This window comes from Chryseobacterium oranimense, assembly GCF_900129755.1.
GTDB lineage: Bacteria > Bacteroidota > Bacteroidia > Flavobacteriales > Weeksellaceae > Chryseobacterium > Chryseobacterium oranimense.
In genome coordinates, this window is record NZ_FQWT01000005.1 from 161,728 (window position 1) to 179,243 (window position 17,516).

The window sequence follows — 17,516 nt, forward strand, 5'->3', positions numbered from 1 at the left end:
TGTCTAAAAATTACCAGTTTTCAATGACAAGATTCTAAGCAATAGCTTCTATTATTCTTTGAAGTATCGCAAAGCTACTTTATTTGTAGCTTATTGTACAAATGTAATAATAATTTCATTATTGCGCACAGAAAACCGCATTATTTTTTCCTCTTTCTCGTAATTTGTTTTAATGAACGAAGAAAACGAAGTAACTATTGCCATCTGCAAATACATTTACACAAACTGGGTTTCGAAAGCAAAATCGCAGAGAGACTTTGCATCTAAATGCGAAATAGAAGAAAGTACAGTTAGGAAAATTAAAAATATTGCCTTAGGAACTGCAAAGACGGAGTACAATATGTCTATAAAAACACTGGCGAAAATTTGTCGAAAGAAAGAAATCACTTTAGAAGAATTTTTTGGAAAAATAAAAAAATAAATCCTGACGAGAGTTGGGATTTTTTATGCCGAAATTTTTGAAACCTTTAAGAATGGAATTGTAAAGTTGGGAAAATGAATTTTACCCTAAAATCAATAAGAAAATCTCAAGGCTGTTTTGATTTAGAGTTTTTTAAAGGCAATGAGGGGAAAGTCCAAAAAAAATAAAAGACGAAAGCAGTAGTTGTGACAGCAAATTGCAACATGATAAAAAGTTAAAAAACTTACTAAACAGAATTGTTTTAAAAGGAAAATAAAGGCTCAGATTATAAAATCCAAATCTAACTTTTTAACTTACACACTTCGTGGGCTAGTGTTCTTTATTAAACTAAATATTACCACTCGCTCTTAAAATTCAAACAATTTCCTGTCATCATTACTTAAGAAAATCAAATGCTCCGGCTCAGACATAAACCACGCAAAGCTTCCCCAGGCCAAATCAGGAATCGTTTTCCGGAATGGCTGTACCTGTCGTTCCCTATAAGCGGTAACAAATACTATATGTTTACGATCAAATCCTGCTTTATCACTTATTTCATATAAAGCAGATTTTCTTCTTTCAGAAATAGGACCGTCTGTTGCCACAACCTCAATAAAAATTAAAAGAGGCTCAGGAGTTCCAAGATCAGCTAAAATAACATCCGGCAGGTTTTTATCCGCTTCAATATCTAAACCAATAGCTTTGGCTACCACATCATCGACAAAAGTAACTTTTGCATCGCTGGTACTTAACCACAATACAGCTGGCCTTTTAAGAAACTTATGAGCAAACACTTCCACCACAGCCTTTGAAATTATTGAACTAAGACCTGCACTGAGATTACGTGCTTCCCCGTTCGGAAAGGTTACCAAAACACGTTCAGAATTTTCATCAGCAGTTCTTGATGCAAGGGAAATTCTTGTTCTTGCAGCCGCAGATAAGTTTTTATCCTGCCAGTCTTTAATTGCTTTATCAAGCTCCTCATCCAACAAATCAGGATCAAATAATTTAGCAAAGTCTTTCTGTAATGCATATCTTGGACGGCTTGACGTAGTTGGGAGACCAACTTTTGATATAACAGCTCCCACCTGTATAAGCCCCTCTCTTAAAGTTTCATCTCTGATGGGTTCTCTAGTGTTATCAGCATACCATCTCTTACCTTCAGGCTGAAAACCTTTAGACATTGCTTTTTTTCCATAATCCTTACGACTTTCGTCATCAGCCAAGGTTGACTGTTCAGTTGTCATTCTATAGACATGAACTGGTCCAATAAAAGTTTCTTCCCCTTCAACAGCACCAATATAAAGCATAGTAAAGATGGTACTAGCAGCCATCTCTCTAATAATATAATTTCTATTTGTAGTACCTTCAGGGAATATTATTGGAAGGCGTTCGTGGATTAACTCTCTTGTTACATAGGGAGGCAATTTACTCATGGATTAGTTTTCGTATAAATTTTTGTACACTCCTTCTCAATAAGATCAGGACTTGCATTTTCGTTAATTAATGTTTGTAAACGTTTTAATTTTGATGGCTTGGGTAATGGCAGTGATTCAAGTTCATAAGCTGATACTGCAACACTTCCGCTAATAGTCCTGAATGCATCATTAACTATTTTGCTATTAAGAAAAGTTGAAAGCAGTTCAAGACTTACTTTTGAATTAGTGCTCGTAGGAATAATCATATTCAAATGATTTTCAATAACAGCCGATGTATATTCTTTAAACAATTCGTCAGGAAGTACGGTTGTGATCAGCCTTTTTTTCTGCTCCTTCGAAGTGGTTCGCTGTAATAAGACACAAGGTTTCGTGGTCAATAAAAAATCATTAGCTTCTTTAAATTGGAACCATTTTTTATGATTTTTCTTATCTGCCTTTAATTGAAAAGTACCATCTTTTGAAACAGCTTCAGCCCAGATTATTGGATAAGAATTTCTAGTTCGTTTATCAGAAAGCTGTTCCTTATGTCTATTCCAAACCAACTGCCCAGTACTGATCCTATAGCCATAAGTAATAAGATTATCTTTCATATTCGACATTGATGCTACAATTTTAGCATGCTTAATATCTCGTGGTAATATCCATGGTGAGCTTGTGTCGTCTGCCAATCTATATTTGCCAGCTGAAGAAATTTTTAATTTGCCGTTGGTTAATGTATGAATTTCGTTAATTTCTATTTCATTGTTTTCTGATGATAGCTTATTCTTCTTTTTATAGACTGCCAATAGAGTTTCCTGAAGAACATCTTCAAATACGCCTTTCCTACCGGCAACAAAGTCAATCGTTAAAGGATTTGTTTCTTTTCGGATGAACATTCTCAATTTTTTAAAATATTCACCAGAAAGAAAGCTAGTAGGTGTTAGATAGCCAATAATCCCATCAGATTTAACAAGCTTGATAGCCAAATGAGTAAACAATCCATATAGATTCGCATGCCCAAATAAGCTTTCTTCGTATTCTTCTCTGATTTCTTTAGTTAATGTCAATTTACCATAAGGAGGATTTCCGATGATAACATCAAATTCTCTATGATTCTTTTTATCTGAAAAATATGCGATTGTATCACATATTGTTACCATAGATTTAATACGACGCCCAGCTAAGCTCATAACATCCTTAACTGCGACTTGTAAAAACACTTCTGTTAGCCATGCAGAAAATGGATCAATTTCATACCCCTTCAGATTGTGTTCCAGATGTTGTAATTGTTCTTCAGGTGACAGAAAATGAATTGATGAAATTATTCGATGAGCTATTGGCGCTAAAAAAGCACCTCCTCCACAGGCAGGGTCTGCTACAGAAACAGTAGACCAATCAACTCCAGCATTTTCTACAGAGTTTAGTAATCGATCTGTAAGCGCTGGCGGAGTATAAAATACACCATTATCTGATCTGAGTTTCTCTGGAAGAATGCTGGTATATAAATTTCCTAATTCATATGATGCTGTTATCACATCTAACTCAGCAGCAGCTTTTCCAATAACGCTCGCAACAGCTATGATACTTTCATCTAATTCTATATAAGATAGCTCAATATTATAAGGTTGTAAAGGAAAAGACACAAAAGAAAAAATCTGAGAAGAATTCCAATAAGAACTAATCACACAATGCATAAAATACTGTACTGTATGTAATCTTATTTCATCATTGAATTGTTTTGCCCAAGCTTTTGCCATTATGCGACCACTAAGCAAAGTTTTAGAAGGATCCGTATCTTTGCTATTTAAAACGGCTAAAATCTCTTTTGTTATAGTTGATTTTGCCATCGATCGTTTATGACTTATTGTCGTACTCATAATATATCCCAAATATAATTAAACTATAATTTTTACGCAAAATCTTCGTCACAATTGTTTTTAACAAAGCTATTTCTTATATGCGACAAATCTTGTCGTATTAAATTTTAATGTAATTAATTTTTTGATTTCAATATTGAAATAAAAAGATTTCCCTTAAAGAAGACTCCCAACTTCGGAGCAATTTTAAAGGAAAATAAACCACCTATCTCTTCCAAATTACATTCCCCGTAAGACTAATATAATTAAACATACAAAACGTCGCTGCCGCTCCAAACGTATGCCATAAAAAGTGGGTTCCGAAACTGAACCATCCCCATTGATCAGCGATACGGAAGATCAGTGCAAAAACAAACGACAATAAAGCAAAGCCTACCCATTGGCCGGCTTTCCATTTTGTATAGATTAAATACCTTAGTACCGAGAAAAGGACAAACGAGGCCATGATTGCATAATTGACGTTAATAAAGAGAGAAATGTTATCTGCCAGAATCCAGTTCCTCAAAGCGAACATAAGAACCAGATATCCCAGCACCATTGCAACCGCATAGTACCATCTGGTACTTTGGGCTACAAAATAAAATCCGGCAGACAGGCAGAGTAACATAATGGGCAGCCAATCCATCATGATAAACACCGGCCATTGTCTGAATGCATGGTAAACAGTTCCCCCTATGGCCCCGATATATAATAAAATCAGGCAGTAAGTTAAAAAGGGATATTCTTTAAAATTCCCCTTCAATTTGATAGTCCAGAAAATGGCTATAGCTAAAAAAAATGTGGCAGTAACAGCATTTAACGGCTCAGGGAACAACTGAGCCATATCTGTTTCTTTGTATAACATGCCTCCGTCCGGAGGTATTGGGGGTATCGGCATTGTCTTTTTTATGTTATATACTGATTACTTCTTATTAATATAATTTTTCCTCAACTTACCAGGATCATTTGCAATACAAAAGGTCGCCGGAATTCATCTTCCCTATCACCTGATTGGCATACTCATTTTTAATAAGATAAAGGAAAGCTCTTACATGAGATTCCTTTTCTCCGCTATTACTATTCTTATTTGCCTGCCGGGCTTCAATTTTCAAGGTATTGCTGCCATCGTCGCCTACTATACAATATTTAATGATCCGGTCTCCTAAATGCCAGGTATAGATATCATACGGCTTAATAAAGGTTTCTTTGCTCACTTTGGACTTTCCATATTTTCCATCCAACAGCTCTACAAACTTTTTAGTTTCCTCTAAAGAAATCTTCCCCGCAACCGCATTAAAAACCATCATCCTGCCATCTACAGTGGTGGCGAAATTGATGGCATTAAAATCAAAATCGTCAAATCTCGCCAGAACATCTTCATAAGAAAAAATTTCCTGCCTGTATTCAATCCGTATGGGTTTTTCACTTCCTATAAACTCTCCGTCAGCAATAGTATCAACACCTATAACCTCAGACTTTATCTGATAATAGTTGGCATACGTTTTGTATTTATCTTTATCTGAAAAATAGGCTGACGTTTTATTATTAAAGTTGAAATCCTGCAATTCTATGGCCTTTTCCTTTTCACAGCTTGTCAGAAAAAGCAAACAGATTAAAATAAGGATGATTTTTTCCATGATTAATATTGGCTAAAGTGTATTGCTATATTGAAATGAAGTCCCCTCTAATATATAAATTTATATTGGTGTTCTATTTCTTATTATAAAAATAGGAAATAGTATTGTTAATAATAATGCTCTGCCGCAGTATTACCGTTTTAAAATTTATTAAGAAGCTGGTATATAAACATCTGACAAAATAACCTCTACGCATCTACAGAAATATTGTTCAGTAAATGATAAATCCTGGGAGTAAACGTTATTGTCAATCTATTTAATAGCCGCACTGCATTCATCCACAAATTGCTCAAACTGGCGATCTGTATTTCGCAGGACCGGTCCGTGGCCGAAACAGATAATGGCTGGGTTCAGTTTTGCCAGCTTCTGAAGCGATTGGATGTTGCGCCGCTGATCCGAGGTGAACATATTGGGCGGAAGCCGCAGACCGGTTGCTGTTGTGATCACGTTCATATTTGTTGCCACATCCCCGATGATCAGTACGCCATCCCGCTCACGGAATAAAGAAATATGACCTGCCGAATGTCCCGGCGTCTCTACTACCCTAAAGCTTCCAACCTTATCGTTTTCAACAATGGTACGATCGACTTTATGCCCCTGACCTGCCCAATACTTTTGTTGAAGCTTTGCCACCCAATGTTGCGGCGTTGGATAGTCTTTGGTTACCATTCCCGTTTCGGTCCTGAAAACTTCGTCAGGATGGCAGAGCAAGGGTATTGCGAACTCATCACATACCTGATCGCTGCAGCCCTGGTGATCTGCATGCGCATGCGTAAGTACATGCTGGTAAACAGGGATTTTCCGGAGAGCTTTCTTTATAGTGGTATATGAACTTCTTATTCCGGAATCTACCAAAACACCTTCGATGATATAGCAGTTGATGCTGTTTCGCGGCATCAGTGAAATCTGGAACACTTCGGGAGCAATTTGACGTAGCATAATTTTTTTGTGCAAATCTACCCCGCTGATCCGGACCCCATAAGGACATTTGTCCTATAATACACCGGGTCTATGTATTTGTCCTTTCGCCCGTGTAAGCGACCGCTGTGTGATGCCCAGGTATGATGCCAGATCCTGCGTCGCTATACGCCTGACGAGCATCGGTTCGCTGGATAAGACATGACGGTATTTATCCACAGCCGACTTATTATTATAATTCAGCAGATATTGTTCCTTTTGGCTATATTCCTGCTCCATCACAGATCTGATAACACTGTTCCAAGCAGTTACCTGACCAAGCAGATGCCGATAGTCCGGATAGTTTATCCTATAAATCACAGTATCTTCTATAGTCCTGATACTCCTTCTGGATTTTTCCTGCGCCACAAATTCCGGAAACGAGGTCACAAATTCATTTTCAAACTTGAAACAGGTTACATTTTCCTTTCCTTCTTCATCTATGGCGTAAGCTTTTACACCACCACCAGCGATAAACCCAATATGATCGCACAATTCATCTTCACGAATAAAAAATTCACCTTTTTTTAATTGAACAGGTTTGAAGAACTGCGAAGAAAAATTGATCTCCTCCGTTGTTAGTCCTCCTGTTGAGGACAGGTAATTTTCAAATACATTAGTCATTTCGCAACCTTTTCGTTCTTTAATTTTTTAACCGTCTGTGGACTAAATACCCAATCCAGCGCTCAAATCTAACAATTATTATATATCAAAAAAAGGTAAATAATATTAATCGGGACAAAAACTCAACCGATAAACTATTTCATCATCTAAAACACTGATATCTAAAGGACAATATCCATTGAATCTTAAAATTTTATATTTTATAAGTTCATCATCGCTGATAAGACTCAATAATAATTTAATATTTTTTTCAGTTTTCTCTTTTTTATTAAAAATAAATTTCTATCTTTGCACTCGCAAAAACGAAGTAAAATTCGCTTAGATGACCATCAATCGGGGCGTAGCGTAGTCCGGTCATCGCGCCTGGTTTGGGACCAGGAGGTCGCAGGTTCGAATCCTGCCGCCCCGACTTTTTTAGTAATTTTTCAAAATTATTTAATGGGTGCGTAGCTCAGCTGGATAGAGCATCTGCCTTCTAAGCAGACGGTCAAAGGTTCGAATCCTTTCGCGCTCACTTAAGGAGACACTATTTAATAGTTGTCTCCTTTTTTTATCTCCATAAAAATCTGTAATCCAAACTTTACTATCGGAACATTTAAAGTTGATTTTTTTCTACAAATAGCTGCAAGTTTTTGAGAAAAATCAGAAAATATTCCCATAAAAAAATATAAAATCCATATGGGGTTTGAATAATTTTAGCAAGTTCACGAATTAAGTCTTTACAGCTATTTTTCTGCCCGGTTTTGAAGTTTGGCATTCATATTACCCAATACAGAAAGCGTTTAACATAATAAAATTTTTCCCATTCAATTGATTTATATTTTTATATTAGCTATCCAATTCAAAATATTACAATCATGAAAAAAATCTTATTTATTGCTGCGCTTGGTGTAGCAGGTTTAGCAAGTGCAAATGGAAATGGAAATGTAGAAAAAGAAGTAAATCCTAAAGCAAAAGAAGTTGCAGTTACTAAAAACACTAAAAAGGCTAAGAAAATAGCCAAAATAAAGCAAGTGGAATGTGGAGTGTTTCAGGCAAGCTGCACATCAGCATATACTTGTCAGGACTGGACTCCTTCTCAATGGTATCATTGGATGGAACAAATCCAAGAAAACTATTGTCAACTGTAATTGTTATGTATTGTAACTTAATCATTGCTTTAAGCTAACAGAATAAGCTCTGATTATTATTAATCAACAATAAAGAAATCGTTCAAATAATAATTTTTTGTTTGGACGATTTGCTATTTTATAAAAAAAACAATTATGAATTTCAGAAAAAAACAAACTTTAGCATTTATATTTGTATTCTTTTTCTCTATTTCATTTTCTCAAACAACTTCGAGTGATTCGTTACGGGGTGAATTTACTTATTTACTTCAGTACAGGCCAAATACTCTAAGCCGTGAGAATGTTTCTAAGGAACTTTTTTCCTTGCAGATCAGTGATAAACGTGCCTTTTTTACCAGCGAAAATAAATTGAAATTTGACTCTATTTTTGCAGAACAGTTTAACAGCAAAAGGAATGGTTTTAATATTGATATGAGAGGGCTGCCACCATCAAAATTTAAATTTTTAATAATCCAAACAAATGATAATTCACAATTTTATGAGGCAGTAGGAATGACTCTTCTATCCTATAACAATCCTGTAATTCGTGATTGGAAGCTAATTGATGAGACAAAAGTAATTAATTCTATTAATTGTAAAAAAGCGGTAGTGAGTTATAAAGGAAGAGAATGGACAGCCTGGTATTCAACCGAAATCCCATTTCCTTATGGTCCATACAAATTCAGCGGCCTGCCAGGCTTAATTGTGAAAATAACAGATAAAACAGGAGATTATGATTTTGAATTGGTCAAATCAGTATCAAGTTCCAAATTGAAGGGAAAGGTGGTAAGAATAAATGAAGCCCGCTATCACAATGCTAAATTGGTTACAAAAGAAGAATTAATTCAGGCAACAAAAAATTTCAGAGAAAATGCCAAATATGAGTTAGAAAGGATGGGTACTGTATTTTCAGATGATCAGAACAAGCAAAAAATAAGTGAAACAGAAAAAAAAGGATACAATCCAATAGAATTAGAGTAAAACCAGTAAAAGATAACAGTTAATTAAGGGGGCGCTATAGGATAGTCGTCTCCTTTTTATACCATAAATCCGCAGTTATCTTCCTCTTTAAATTCCAGCCCAGAAACTCCATTTAACTAACAATTACAATAATTATTATTTTACCTGGGTTTAAAATCCAATTTCATTCACATAATATTAAAATTTATAAATAAAAAAGGCTTTTTTGGTCTTATTATTGAATAATATGAATGGTCACCAATACCAATTCATATGAAAAAGCACATTGTAATTGTCGGAGGAGGTTTTGCCGGAATCAATCTGATCAAATCTTTAAAAAACGACAAAAGATTTCGCATTACATTGGTAGATAAAAACAACTATCATTTTTTTCCGCCACTTATTTATCAGGTAGCCACTTCTTTTATCCAGGCTTCCAATATAAGCTATCCGTTCAGAAGATTATTTTCTAATTATAAAAACGTGAATTTCCATATGGGAAGCCTTCTTAAGGTAATTCCGGAAAGCAAAACGATCGAAACAGACACAGGAAGCTTAACTTACGACTATCTGGTAGTTGCTCTGGGAACAGAATCCAATTTCTTCGGAATGGAGAATGTACAAAGGTGTTCATTACCTATGAAGAGTATTGAAGAAGCCCTTTATCTTAGAAATCATATGCTGCTGAATCTTGAAGAAGCTGCCCGTAACAAAGATGTAACCCAGGCACAAAAATTACAGAATATTGTGATTGCCGGAGGTGGCCCAACCGGAGTAGAGCTTGCCGGAATGCTTGCAGAAATGGGAAACTACATAGCTAAAAAGGAATATCCTGAGATCAAGCTAAGCTTTTCGAATCTGTATTTAATTGATGCTATGCCTACTTTGCTGGGTCCTATGAGTGAAACAGCGCAGAAAACAGCTTATGACACTTTAAAGAACTTAGGGGTTAAAATCATTCTGAATGTTTCTGTCAAAGATTATGTAGACAGTAAAGTAATCCTTTCGGACGGAAGTTCTATAGAAACAGAAACGCTGATCTGGACCTCAGGGGTCATTGGCAGAGAAGTTCCCGGCCTTCCGGAGGAGAGCATCGGAAAAGGCAGACGTATTTTGGTAGATGCTTACAATAAAGTAGAAGGAACAAAAAATATATATGCTGTGGGAGATATATGCCTTCAGCTTACGGATGAAAACTTTCCAAAGGGACACCCGCAACTGGCACAGGTCGCGATTCAGCAGGCCAAAAACCTGGCGGAAAACTTCAAACGGATAGAGGATGAAAAAGTTCTGGTTCCGTTCAGCTATAATGACAAAGGAAGCATGGCCATTATTTCCAAGTACAATGCAGTAGTGGATCTGCCTAAATTTTCGTTTAAAGGCTTTACAGCATGGCTTACTTGGCTGTTCATCCACATTATCCCTCTGGTTGGATTCAGAAGTAAAATAAGGCTGGCATTAGACTGGTTCAGATTGTTCATTACCAACAACCCTTCCATACGTCTTATTCTTTACCCGAAACGAAATACCAGCAAGCAATAATTGGTTGAATCAGGTTTATGCACAGGTTTTTATGAATCTATCTTAAGCAGTAGAATCATCTCCTATTTGAACTGAAAATCGTGTATTAGGATCTATGCAGAATGGTTAGACTGAAGGATCAGTCTCTATCCTCTGCAGATCCTTTACCGTAGGTCCGGTCAGCATTTTTCCATTGACATTAAACCTTGAACCATGACATGGGCAATCCCAGCTTATTTCGGCACTGTTCCAACGGACTTCACATTGAGCATGCGGGCACACGCTTTTGAGAATATGCGCCTTACCATTGGATTCTTTATACACAGCATATGAACTTCCGTCGTATTTTACAACTTTTGCTTCCCCGTCTTTAAGTTCAGCCAGAGAGCTGATCTTTTCAACAAATAATTTATCCTTTATAAAATCATAGGCTACACTGGCCTGTTCTTTTACGAAAGTGGTAAATCCGGCCATTGGCTTTATTCTTCCCGGATCAAAAAGCTCCTTATATTTACTTGAACCCGTTAAAATCAGATCCCCAAGGATCTGTGAGGTAATAGTTCCAAATATCATCCCGTTACCCCGGAATCCTGTAGCGGTGTAAATACGTCCGTTACTGCCTGGCAAAACCCCAATATAAGGAAGCCCGTCTACAGGCTCATAATATTGGCTGGACCAGCTGTAAACTGCGGTTTCCACATCAAAATATTCCCGGACATAATTTTCAAGTTTCGAGAAACATTCTCCTGTATCTTCTGCATGGCCAGTTTTGTGATCTTCACCGCCGGCAATGAGCAGAACTTCTCCATTGATTTCCTGAGTCCTGTAATAATGATAAGGATCAATAAGGTCATATCCCAGATCTTTCGGATAATGATCTCCTTTTATACTGAATGCAATGGCATAGCTGCGATAGGGAGCATTCATAAAATGGAGGACATTAACACCGGGAGGGATATGGGTAGCGTAGATAACCCGGGCAGCTTTAATTTCACCTTTTGTTGTTTTTAAAACTACCTGATCTTCCTGTTCATCATGGCTTTCGCAAAGACATTGTTCCACAAGCACTCCTCCCAGATCAATAAAAGCCTGCATCAGAGCCTTAATGTATTTTATAGGATGAAACTGTCCCTGGTCCGGAACTACGGCTGCTTTTTTAAAGGGTATGGGAAAAGGGATATCCTGGGTAAGGATCATCTGATGCCCAACCTGGGCAGATCCTTTCACCATTTCGTCGAGCTGTCTGGCCTGGCTTTCATCCAATGCAAAAATATAAGCTGTTTTTCTTTCAAAATCACAGTCGATATTGTACTCTCTTATATTGTTTTTAATAATATTTTTCGCTTCTATTCCTACATATTTAAGAAGTTTGGCATTATTTAACCCAAAATCTTTGATTGCCTGCGCATACGTCGTATCGAAAAAATCATTTAAATGCGCAGTAGTACCTCCGGTGGTTCCAAAACCAATGTTTGCAGCTTCAAGAATAATACATTTTTTGCCTTCTTTCTGCAGCCTGACTGCCGTGGAAATACCGGTAATCCCACCGCCAACAATGGCTACATCAAACAACTGGTCGAAACCGGCATCTGAAGAAAACGTTTTGATCTCTTCCTGCCATATACTTTTTCTGGCTCCATCCCGATTCATAATTATTTAACTTTTAAGGTATCACTTGCAATTTTGTTTTCAGATTCTTTTTTTGGTTCATCTTCGTCCAAATCACAGGGACCACATGCTGTAAAACTGAGCAGTAATGCTGCTAATAAAAGGGTTGTTTTCATAATATTCTATTTTTTTTGTTATATTATTTGTTTTGAAGATACGTACCGGTTTTACCAGCCGCAATTTCCACAGATATACTATTTTTCGTTGGCCGGCTTCTGCATTTCTGCCATTCGGTGGGCAGCCATACTATCCGTTGACATATTGGACATAGCTACAGTCAGCTTATTCTTTAATCCTGAAATCACCTTATCATCCCCGTTCATAAGGGCATTGTAGCCGTCCAATGCTACTTCTCCGGAGGAAGCCAGACTATCTTTGTCTTCAAGTATTTTACTGTCGTTCATTTCAGCTTTATTAAAGAAATCGGTATCGGTAGGCCCCGGTAAAAGGGCTGTAACGGTAATTCCGGTATCTTTTAATTCTTCCCGGATAGCTTCAGACCAGGATAGAATGAAAGATTTTGTTCCATGATATACGGAATGCCAGGGTCCCGGAACTTTACCCGCCGTGGATGCAAGGTTTAAAATTTTCCCTGATTCCTGCGGCAAACGATCTTTTAAGAATAGCTTTGTCAATATAAGCACTGAAATAATATTCAGTTTAATGATATCAATTTCCTTATGGATATCCGTATCACAGAATTTTCCATAAGCTCCCTGGCCTGCGTTATTGACCAGAATTGCAGGACTTATTCCGTTTAATTTCAGTTCTGCATAAAGGGAATAGGCTTCTTCTTCAAGAAAAAGGTTTTTGGAAATAAATATGACGTGAACGCCATACTGCTTGAATTCGTCTGCTATAGTCTGCAGCTTTTCATGATTCCTGGCCACAATAACAAGGTCGTACCCATTTATTGCAAATAATTTGGCCAGTTCATATCCTATTCCGCTGGTAGCCCCTGTAATCAGGGCATATTGGTTTTTACGATTCATGGGTATTTTTTAAAATTAACTGTTGATTTCTTTTATGATGCTCAAGCTCAGATTTTCCAGGGATCTAATACAACTTTTACACATCCGTCTTCTTTTTTATCAAAAATCTCATATCCTTTTGCGACTTCATCTAACGCGAGGCGGTGGGTAATTATATCATCGAGTTTTACTTCACCATTTTCCACATATTTCATTAGTTTATCTATAATAGGATGTACGGGAGCCTGGCCTGCCTTTAGCGTAATCCCTTTGTCGAAGATCTGACCTAATTTGAAATTGTCATAGTTCACTGGATAAACCCCAAGAATAGAAACTGTTCCACCTCTTCTTACAGCACTCATACAGGCTTCAAGGACTTTTATCGATCCTTTTTCAAAGTTTATAACCGCTTTAGCCCTGTCCAGCAGGTCTCTTTCAGGTTCAAAACCTACTGCATCAATGCACAGATCGGCTCCTCTTCCTTCGGTCATATCCCGGATCTGCTCTATGGTACTTTTTGCATCTTCCCATAGAATGGTTTCGCATCCGGTGAGGTTTTTTATCTGATCAAGCCTGTATTGAAGGGTATCAATTACAATTATTTTTTTGGCATTATGCAGAATTGCACTTTTCACTGACATGGAACCTACGGGACCTGCCCCGAAAATAGCCACTGTTTCTCCTCCTTTGAGCTCTCCCCACATTACACCGGTATACCCGGTCGGGAAGATGTCCGTAAGGAATAGAACCTGCTCATCCGTTAAACCTTCCGCTACTTTCCTGGGTCCAAAATGGGCATAAGGCACTCTTACATATTGCGCCTGTCCGCCGCTATAGCCACCATACAGATCAGTATACCCGAATAATGCACCTCCTTTTTCCGTGAGGATTCCTCCTTCCGGGCCATAATGATCGGGATTACTGTTCTCACAGGCTACGGGAAGGCCGTGCTGGCAAAAGTAGCATCCTCCGCAGGCAATCGGGAAAGGAACCACCACCCTGTCTCCTACCTTCAGATGGGTGATATTTTTACCTGTTTCCTCTACGATTCCCATGAATTCATGGCCCATCACCATAGGCCGCAGCTGTGGCAGCCCTCCGGAATACATATGCAGGTCACTTCCGCAGATCGCTGTGGAAGTCACTTTTAAAATAATATCGTTCTGATCCTGAATAACAGGATCATCTACTGTATCGCAGGTAATTTTACCCGGTGCGTGAAAAACTGCAGCTTTCATAATTTTATATTTAAGTGTGATTTGGTGGTATTGAAGAATAAAGCATACTTCAGGATTCCCTTTTCGGGTTTATCAGAGCTATAATTCTGATGCTACCTGATGTATGATAAAATAGGCCACATAGAACATGTTCTATATGGCCCGGGGGTACTATATGGAGAATCAATCTTCCTGTTCAGCATCAAAATTGATGAAAGTTTCTGCAATCTCGGTAAGATTATAGTCGGTATCTTCTTCTTCCTGAAGTGTTTTTTCAAGTAAGTCTGCCACTTTATCGTGCCCCATGGTAATGGCCAGCTGTGCCAGACCGCCATATGTTGCAATTTCGTAGTGCTCTACTTTTTGTGCAGCAATAATTAAAGCAGCGTCACGGGTCATGGAACCTTCCTGGGTAGACTTGATGATTTCTTCGCCTTCTTTTATGATGCCTTTGATGGCTTCACATTCTTTTTTCTCAGGCTTTTCATCGATTAATTTAAAAACTTTTTCTAACCGGCTTACATGTTTTTTGGTCTGCAGCTGGTGATCTTCAAAAGCTTCTTTGAGCTCCTCAGTAGTTGCTGCCTCTTCCATTTTTGTTAGTGCCTCAATAATTGCATTTTCTGCAAAATAAATATCCTTAAGTGCACTAACGAAAAACTTATGAAGGGAAGAGTTTTTCATATCATTTTTATCTACAGTAGCATTATCCACTGCTAGTTTTTTTCCTGTAGTTCCTGTTTGAGAAGTTTCAGGAGTGGTATTTTCTGTTGTTTTAGTTGCCATAATGCAATGTGGTGTTTAGTATAGAATGAAAAGATTGCCTCAATAATTAAAATTAAAGAGGCAATCATTAAAAATTATGAATTATTACGTCTGCCTCCAAAGCCTGATCTGCCGGAACCGGAAGATCTTCCGCCTCCATGAGAAGCCTGGCCTCCCATACGGGCAATTCTTGTACGTTCCGCTTTACTCATAGAAGCAAAGCCTCTTCTTGAAGTACCGCTTCCTGAGTTAGAACCTCTTCCGCTTCCTGAGCCAGAATTTGAACTTGAGTTTGAGTTTGAACCACGACCGTTTCCTGATCCGGAATTTGAGCCACGTCCTCTTCCTGAACTGCTATTACCGCCGCCGGATCTTGAGCCTGAACTTCTTGAGCTGCTGCCACTGTTTGATCCTGATCCCGATCTTGAGCCTGAACCCGAAGATCTTCCACCACCATGAGAAGCTTCGCCTCCCATACGGGCAATTCTTGTACGTTCAGCTTTACTCATGGAAGCAAAACCTCTTCTTGAAGTACCGCTTCCAGAGGATGACCTTCCTCTTCCTCCCGACCTGGAACCAGAACCGGAGCCTGACCCCGAACCGGAACGTGAGCCACCACGGGAACCTCCTCCTGAATTTCCTCTACCACCAGAAGTAAACCTTCCCTGACTGTCTCTATTCTGATTACCGCCTCTGGAACCGCCTCTGCTGCCTCCTCTTGAGCCACGACCTCTGTTATCATCGTCTTCGTCATCATAATCTTCATCGTCATCATAATCTTCGTCATCATCGTAGTCTTCGTCATCATCATAATCTTCATCATCGTCATACTCATCATCGTCATCATATTCATTATCATAATCATCGAAATAATCCTCATAATCGGAGAAATCATCGTCATAATCCTCATCCTCTGATGCATCGCTATAACCATGGTCATAACCTAATTGGTAAACTTCTTCAAGAGTGGAGTTTTCTTCGTTGGAAGAATTGTTTCCAGATCTGCGGTTGTTTGAATTTCTAGTGTTCATTACTAAAATTTTTTTATTATTAATATTTGGGTGATGTACTGCTGTTCTTAACTAGTATCAGAACAGCAATGGTATTTTTTAAAATTGAATGATATTAAGCTATAAAGCTTTTATATTGCTCTTTATATAAGAGTGAATGGAATATGAGTAAAAATGATGTATCAAATGTACAATTGAATTTACGGCCCGTTTATGATTCGCATCATAATGAGCGATATTAATATAATATTTTTCTGTTTTTAATTTTTAAGACATTTTCCTTTTCCATATTTTTTATCGTTCTGATCACGGTTTCTACCCTGAGACCGGTAAGACTGGCTAACTGCTGGCGGGTAAGCGGGATTTCAAAAGAGAAAATATCCGAACTGCTGTGGAAACTTTTTAAATAACTCATGACTCCTTTAAGGCGCTCTTCAGGATTTTCCAGTGAATTTTTCTGCAGCATGATGTATTTGTAATAAAGACGGTCTGATAAACCTTTACACAGGTCCCGATACAGATAAGGATGATCATCCAGCATGGCAAAAAAATCGTTCTTATTCATTCTAAGGACCGTAGAAGGTGTTACGGAAATTGCATTCATAGGATAACGCTTATCTCCGAACAGCAGGGATTCTCCTACACTTTGTCCTGCGGACAGGATATTCTGAATAAACTCTTTTCCTTCACTGCTGTAGTTATTCAGCTTTACCTCTCCTTCCACTATCTGATAATAGTAAAGAGGTAAATTATCTTCATAAAAAATAGTTTCGTCTGTATCATAATATTTTATTTCCGCCCCTGCTGATTTCAAAAATTCCTGGTCAATAATCATAATATTTTTGTTTTTTTATGTAATTAATTATTATCTCAGTAAAGATTAAAACCGGTAAATATTAATGCAGTTACATACGAATATGAGTGAGTTTTTTTATTTTTAAAAACCTGATATAAAATACAATATTTCGAGCCATGCACATACCCGGCAAGAATGCCCGGCACTGGAAAAGACTAGGAATTACAATTTTAGCAATTACCTCTTTCCGCTAAACCGGAGATAGTGATCATTTCATATATCAGTATACAACTACCCATCATCAATTGACGTCATTAATTTTCCGGCTGTTCCTTTTGTCGATAAGATATGTCCTTGTATTCCTTGAGATGGGATACATTATTCTGAATAAGTCTTTACTCACTGAGGTCTAGGTCCGGGGTCCTGAATCATCAGTATTCCGCATGAGCCGTAGATTCACCCCGTATTTGGGACTCATAAAAATGTAACCTGTAATAATGGTTGGTGAGGTAATTGGTTTCATAATATTAAATTTGTGGTGTAGCTCAAAGGTATAGCCTTATAACACCGAACCTTTATGACATAGGTCATAACAAGTACATTTTAT

The 17,516-nt window shown here is 37.7% G+C and carries 17 protein-coding genes and 2 tRNA genes; 6 read left to right on the forward strand and 13 right to left on the reverse strand.

The genetic code is table 11. The features are described from left to right. Positions 1-172 precede the first annotated feature (172 nt). Positions 173-421, forward strand: coding sequence for a hypothetical protein (locus BUB03_RS15740; RefSeq protein ID WP_073064889.1), 249 nt, complete (start codon positions 173-175; stop codon positions 419-421). 347 nt (positions 422-768) lie between these two features. On the opposite strand, the gene BUB03_RS15745 is transcribed toward BUB03_RS15740, so the two are convergent. From BUB03_RS15745 to BUB03_RS15770, 6 genes are all read right to left on the reverse strand, one after another. Beyond that, positions 769-1,836 (reverse strand): BsuBI/PstI family type II restriction endonuclease, encoded by a 1,068-nt coding sequence (locus BUB03_RS15745; protein ID WP_073064892.1) that lies wholly within the window; start codon positions 1,834-1,836, stop codon positions 769-771. Then, a complete protein-coding gene (locus BUB03_RS15750) occupies positions 1,833-3,665 on the reverse strand; it encodes an HsdM family class I SAM-dependent methyltransferase (RefSeq protein WP_073065324.1) in 1,833 nt (610 codons plus the stop codon). The genes BUB03_RS15745 and BUB03_RS15750 overlap by 4 nt, the downstream gene beginning before the upstream one ends. A 235-nt stretch (positions 3,666-3,900) precedes the next feature. Beyond that, positions 3,901-4,572 (reverse strand): hypothetical protein, encoded by a 672-nt coding sequence (locus BUB03_RS15755; RefSeq protein WP_073064895.1) that lies wholly within the window; start codon positions 4,570-4,572, stop codon positions 3,901-3,903. 64 nt (positions 4,573-4,636) lie between these two features. Continuing rightward, entirely contained in the window at positions 4,637-5,311 is a 675-nt protein-coding gene (locus BUB03_RS15760; protein WP_073064897.1) for a hypothetical protein, read from the reverse strand. Between the two features lie 252 nt (positions 5,312-5,563). Next, positions 5,564-6,250: an MBL fold metallo-hydrolase gene (locus BUB03_RS15765; protein WP_073064900.1), complete on the reverse strand. Its 687-nt coding sequence runs from the start codon at positions 6,248-6,250 to the stop codon at positions 5,564-5,566. A 54-nt stretch (positions 6,251-6,304) separates the two neighbouring features. Continuing rightward, positions 6,305-6,892, reverse strand: a complete 588-nt coding sequence (locus BUB03_RS15770; RefSeq protein ID WP_073064902.1) for a Crp/Fnr family transcriptional regulator — start codon at positions 6,890-6,892, stop codon at positions 6,305-6,307. A gap of 334 nt (positions 6,893-7,226) precedes the next feature. Here BUB03_RS15770 and BUB03_RS15775 point away from each other — a divergent pair. The 5 genes from BUB03_RS15775 (at position 7,227) to BUB03_RS15795 (ending at position 10,503) form a co-directional block, all read left to right on the forward strand. Next, positions 7,227-7,301 (forward strand) — tRNA-Pro (locus BUB03_RS15775). 31 nt (positions 7,302-7,332) lie between these two features. Then, positions 7,333-7,406: transfer RNA gene (locus tag BUB03_RS15780), tRNA-Arg, on the forward strand. Between the two features lie 343 nt (positions 7,407-7,749). Next, positions 7,750-8,022: a hypothetical protein gene (locus BUB03_RS15785; RefSeq protein ID WP_073064905.1), complete on the forward strand. Its 273-nt coding sequence runs from the start codon at positions 7,750-7,752 to the stop codon at positions 8,020-8,022. A 135-nt stretch (positions 8,023-8,157) separates the two neighbouring features. After that, entirely contained in the window at positions 8,158-8,982 is an 825-nt protein-coding gene (locus BUB03_RS15790; RefSeq protein WP_073064908.1) for a GLPGLI family protein, read from the forward strand. A gap of 252 nt (positions 8,983-9,234) precedes the next feature. After that, complete coding sequence (locus BUB03_RS15795; RefSeq protein WP_073064910.1) at positions 9,235-10,503, forward strand: NAD(P)/FAD-dependent oxidoreductase; 1,269 nt, start codon at positions 9,235-9,237, stop codon at positions 10,501-10,503. 105 nt (positions 10,504-10,608) lie between these two features. Here BUB03_RS15795 and BUB03_RS15800 read toward each other — a convergent pair whose 3' ends face one another. The 7 genes from BUB03_RS15800 to BUB03_RS15825 form a co-directional block, all read right to left on the reverse strand. Further along, a complete protein-coding gene (locus BUB03_RS15800) occupies positions 10,609-12,132 on the reverse strand; it encodes an FAD-dependent oxidoreductase (protein WP_073064913.1) in 1,524 nt (507 codons plus the stop codon). 2 nt (positions 12,133-12,134) lie between these two features. Further along, entirely contained in the window at positions 12,135-12,266 is a 132-nt protein-coding gene (locus tag BUB03_RS22200) for a hypothetical protein (RefSeq protein WP_262483324.1), read from the reverse strand. Positions 12,267-12,344: 78 nt separating this feature from the next. Then, positions 12,345-13,142: an SDR family NAD(P)-dependent oxidoreductase gene (locus BUB03_RS15805; RefSeq protein ID WP_073064916.1), complete on the reverse strand. Its 798-nt coding sequence runs from the start codon at positions 13,140-13,142 to the stop codon at positions 12,345-12,347. 47 nt (positions 13,143-13,189) lie between these two features. Further along, positions 13,190-14,359: a zinc-dependent alcohol dehydrogenase gene (locus BUB03_RS15810; RefSeq protein WP_073064919.1), complete on the reverse strand. Its 1,170-nt coding sequence runs from the start codon at positions 14,357-14,359 to the stop codon at positions 13,190-13,192. 162 nt (positions 14,360-14,521) lie between these two features. Next, positions 14,522-15,124, reverse strand: coding sequence for a YciE/YciF ferroxidase family protein (locus tag BUB03_RS15815; RefSeq protein WP_073064922.1), 603 nt, complete (start codon positions 15,122-15,124; stop codon positions 14,522-14,524). A 74-nt stretch (positions 15,125-15,198) separates the two neighbouring features. Next, complete coding sequence (locus BUB03_RS15820; RefSeq protein WP_073064925.1) at positions 15,199-16,134, reverse strand: KGG domain-containing protein; 936 nt, start codon at positions 16,132-16,134, stop codon at positions 15,199-15,201. Between the two features lie 217 nt (positions 16,135-16,351). Further along, positions 16,352-16,948, reverse strand: a complete 597-nt coding sequence (locus tag BUB03_RS15825; RefSeq protein WP_081780201.1) for a Crp/Fnr family transcriptional regulator — start codon at positions 16,946-16,948, stop codon at positions 16,352-16,354. Positions 16,949-17,516 lie beyond the last annotated feature (568 nt).

Bases quoted from the DNA above. Each gene is read 5' to 3' on its own strand.
- BUB03_RS15740 (WP_073064889.1), top strand. From the start codon at position 173: ATGAACGAAGAAAACGAAGTAACTATTGCCATCTGCAAATACATTTAC.
- BUB03_RS15745 (WP_073064892.1), bottom strand. From the start codon at position 1,836: ATGAGTAAATTGCCTCCCTATGTAACAAGAGAGTTAATCCACGAACGC.
- BUB03_RS15750 (WP_073065324.1), bottom strand. From the start codon at position 3,665: ATGGCAAAATCAACTATAACAAAAGAGATTTTAGCCGTTTTAAATAGC.
- BUB03_RS15755 (WP_073064895.1), bottom strand. From the start codon at position 4,572: ATGCCGATACCCCCAATACCTCCGGACGGAGGCATGTTATACAAAGAA.
- BUB03_RS15760 (WP_073064897.1), bottom strand. From the start codon at position 5,311: ATGGAAAAAATCATCCTTATTTTAATCTGTTTGCTTTTTCTGACAAGC.
- BUB03_RS15765 (WP_073064900.1), bottom strand. From the start codon at position 6,250: ATGCTACGTCAAATTGCTCCCGAAGTGTTCCAGATTTCACTGATGCCG.
- BUB03_RS15770 (WP_073064902.1), bottom strand. From the start codon at position 6,892: ATGACTAATGTATTTGAAAATTACCTGTCCTCAACAGGAGGACTAACA.
- BUB03_RS15785 (WP_073064905.1), top strand. From the start codon at position 7,750: ATGAAAAAAATCTTATTTATTGCTGCGCTTGGTGTAGCAGGTTTAGCA.
- BUB03_RS15790 (WP_073064908.1), top strand. From the start codon at position 8,158: ATGAATTTCAGAAAAAAACAAACTTTAGCATTTATATTTGTATTCTTT.
- BUB03_RS15795 (WP_073064910.1), top strand. From the start codon at position 9,235: ATGAAAAAGCACATTGTAATTGTCGGAGGAGGTTTTGCCGGAATCAAT.
- BUB03_RS15800 (WP_073064913.1), bottom strand. From the start codon at position 12,132: ATGAATCGGGATGGAGCCAGAAAAAGTATATGGCAGGAAGAGATCAAA.
- BUB03_RS22200 (WP_262483324.1), bottom strand. From the start codon at position 12,266: ATGAAAACAACCCTTTTATTAGCAGCATTACTGCTCAGTTTTACAGCA.
- BUB03_RS15805 (WP_073064916.1), bottom strand. From the start codon at position 13,142: ATGAATCGTAAAAACCAATATGCCCTGATTACAGGGGCTACCAGCGGA.
- BUB03_RS15810 (WP_073064919.1), bottom strand. From the start codon at position 14,359: ATGAAAGCTGCAGTTTTTCACGCACCGGGTAAAATTACCTGCGATACA.
- BUB03_RS15815 (WP_073064922.1), bottom strand. From the start codon at position 15,124: ATGGCAACTAAAACAACAGAAAATACCACTCCTGAAACTTCTCAAACA.
- BUB03_RS15820 (WP_073064925.1), bottom strand. From the start codon at position 16,134: ATGAACACTAGAAATTCAAACAACCGCAGATCTGGAAACAATTCTTCC.
- BUB03_RS15825 (WP_081780201.1), bottom strand. From the start codon at position 16,948: ATGATTATTGACCAGGAATTTTTGAAATCAGCAGGGGCGGAAATAAAA.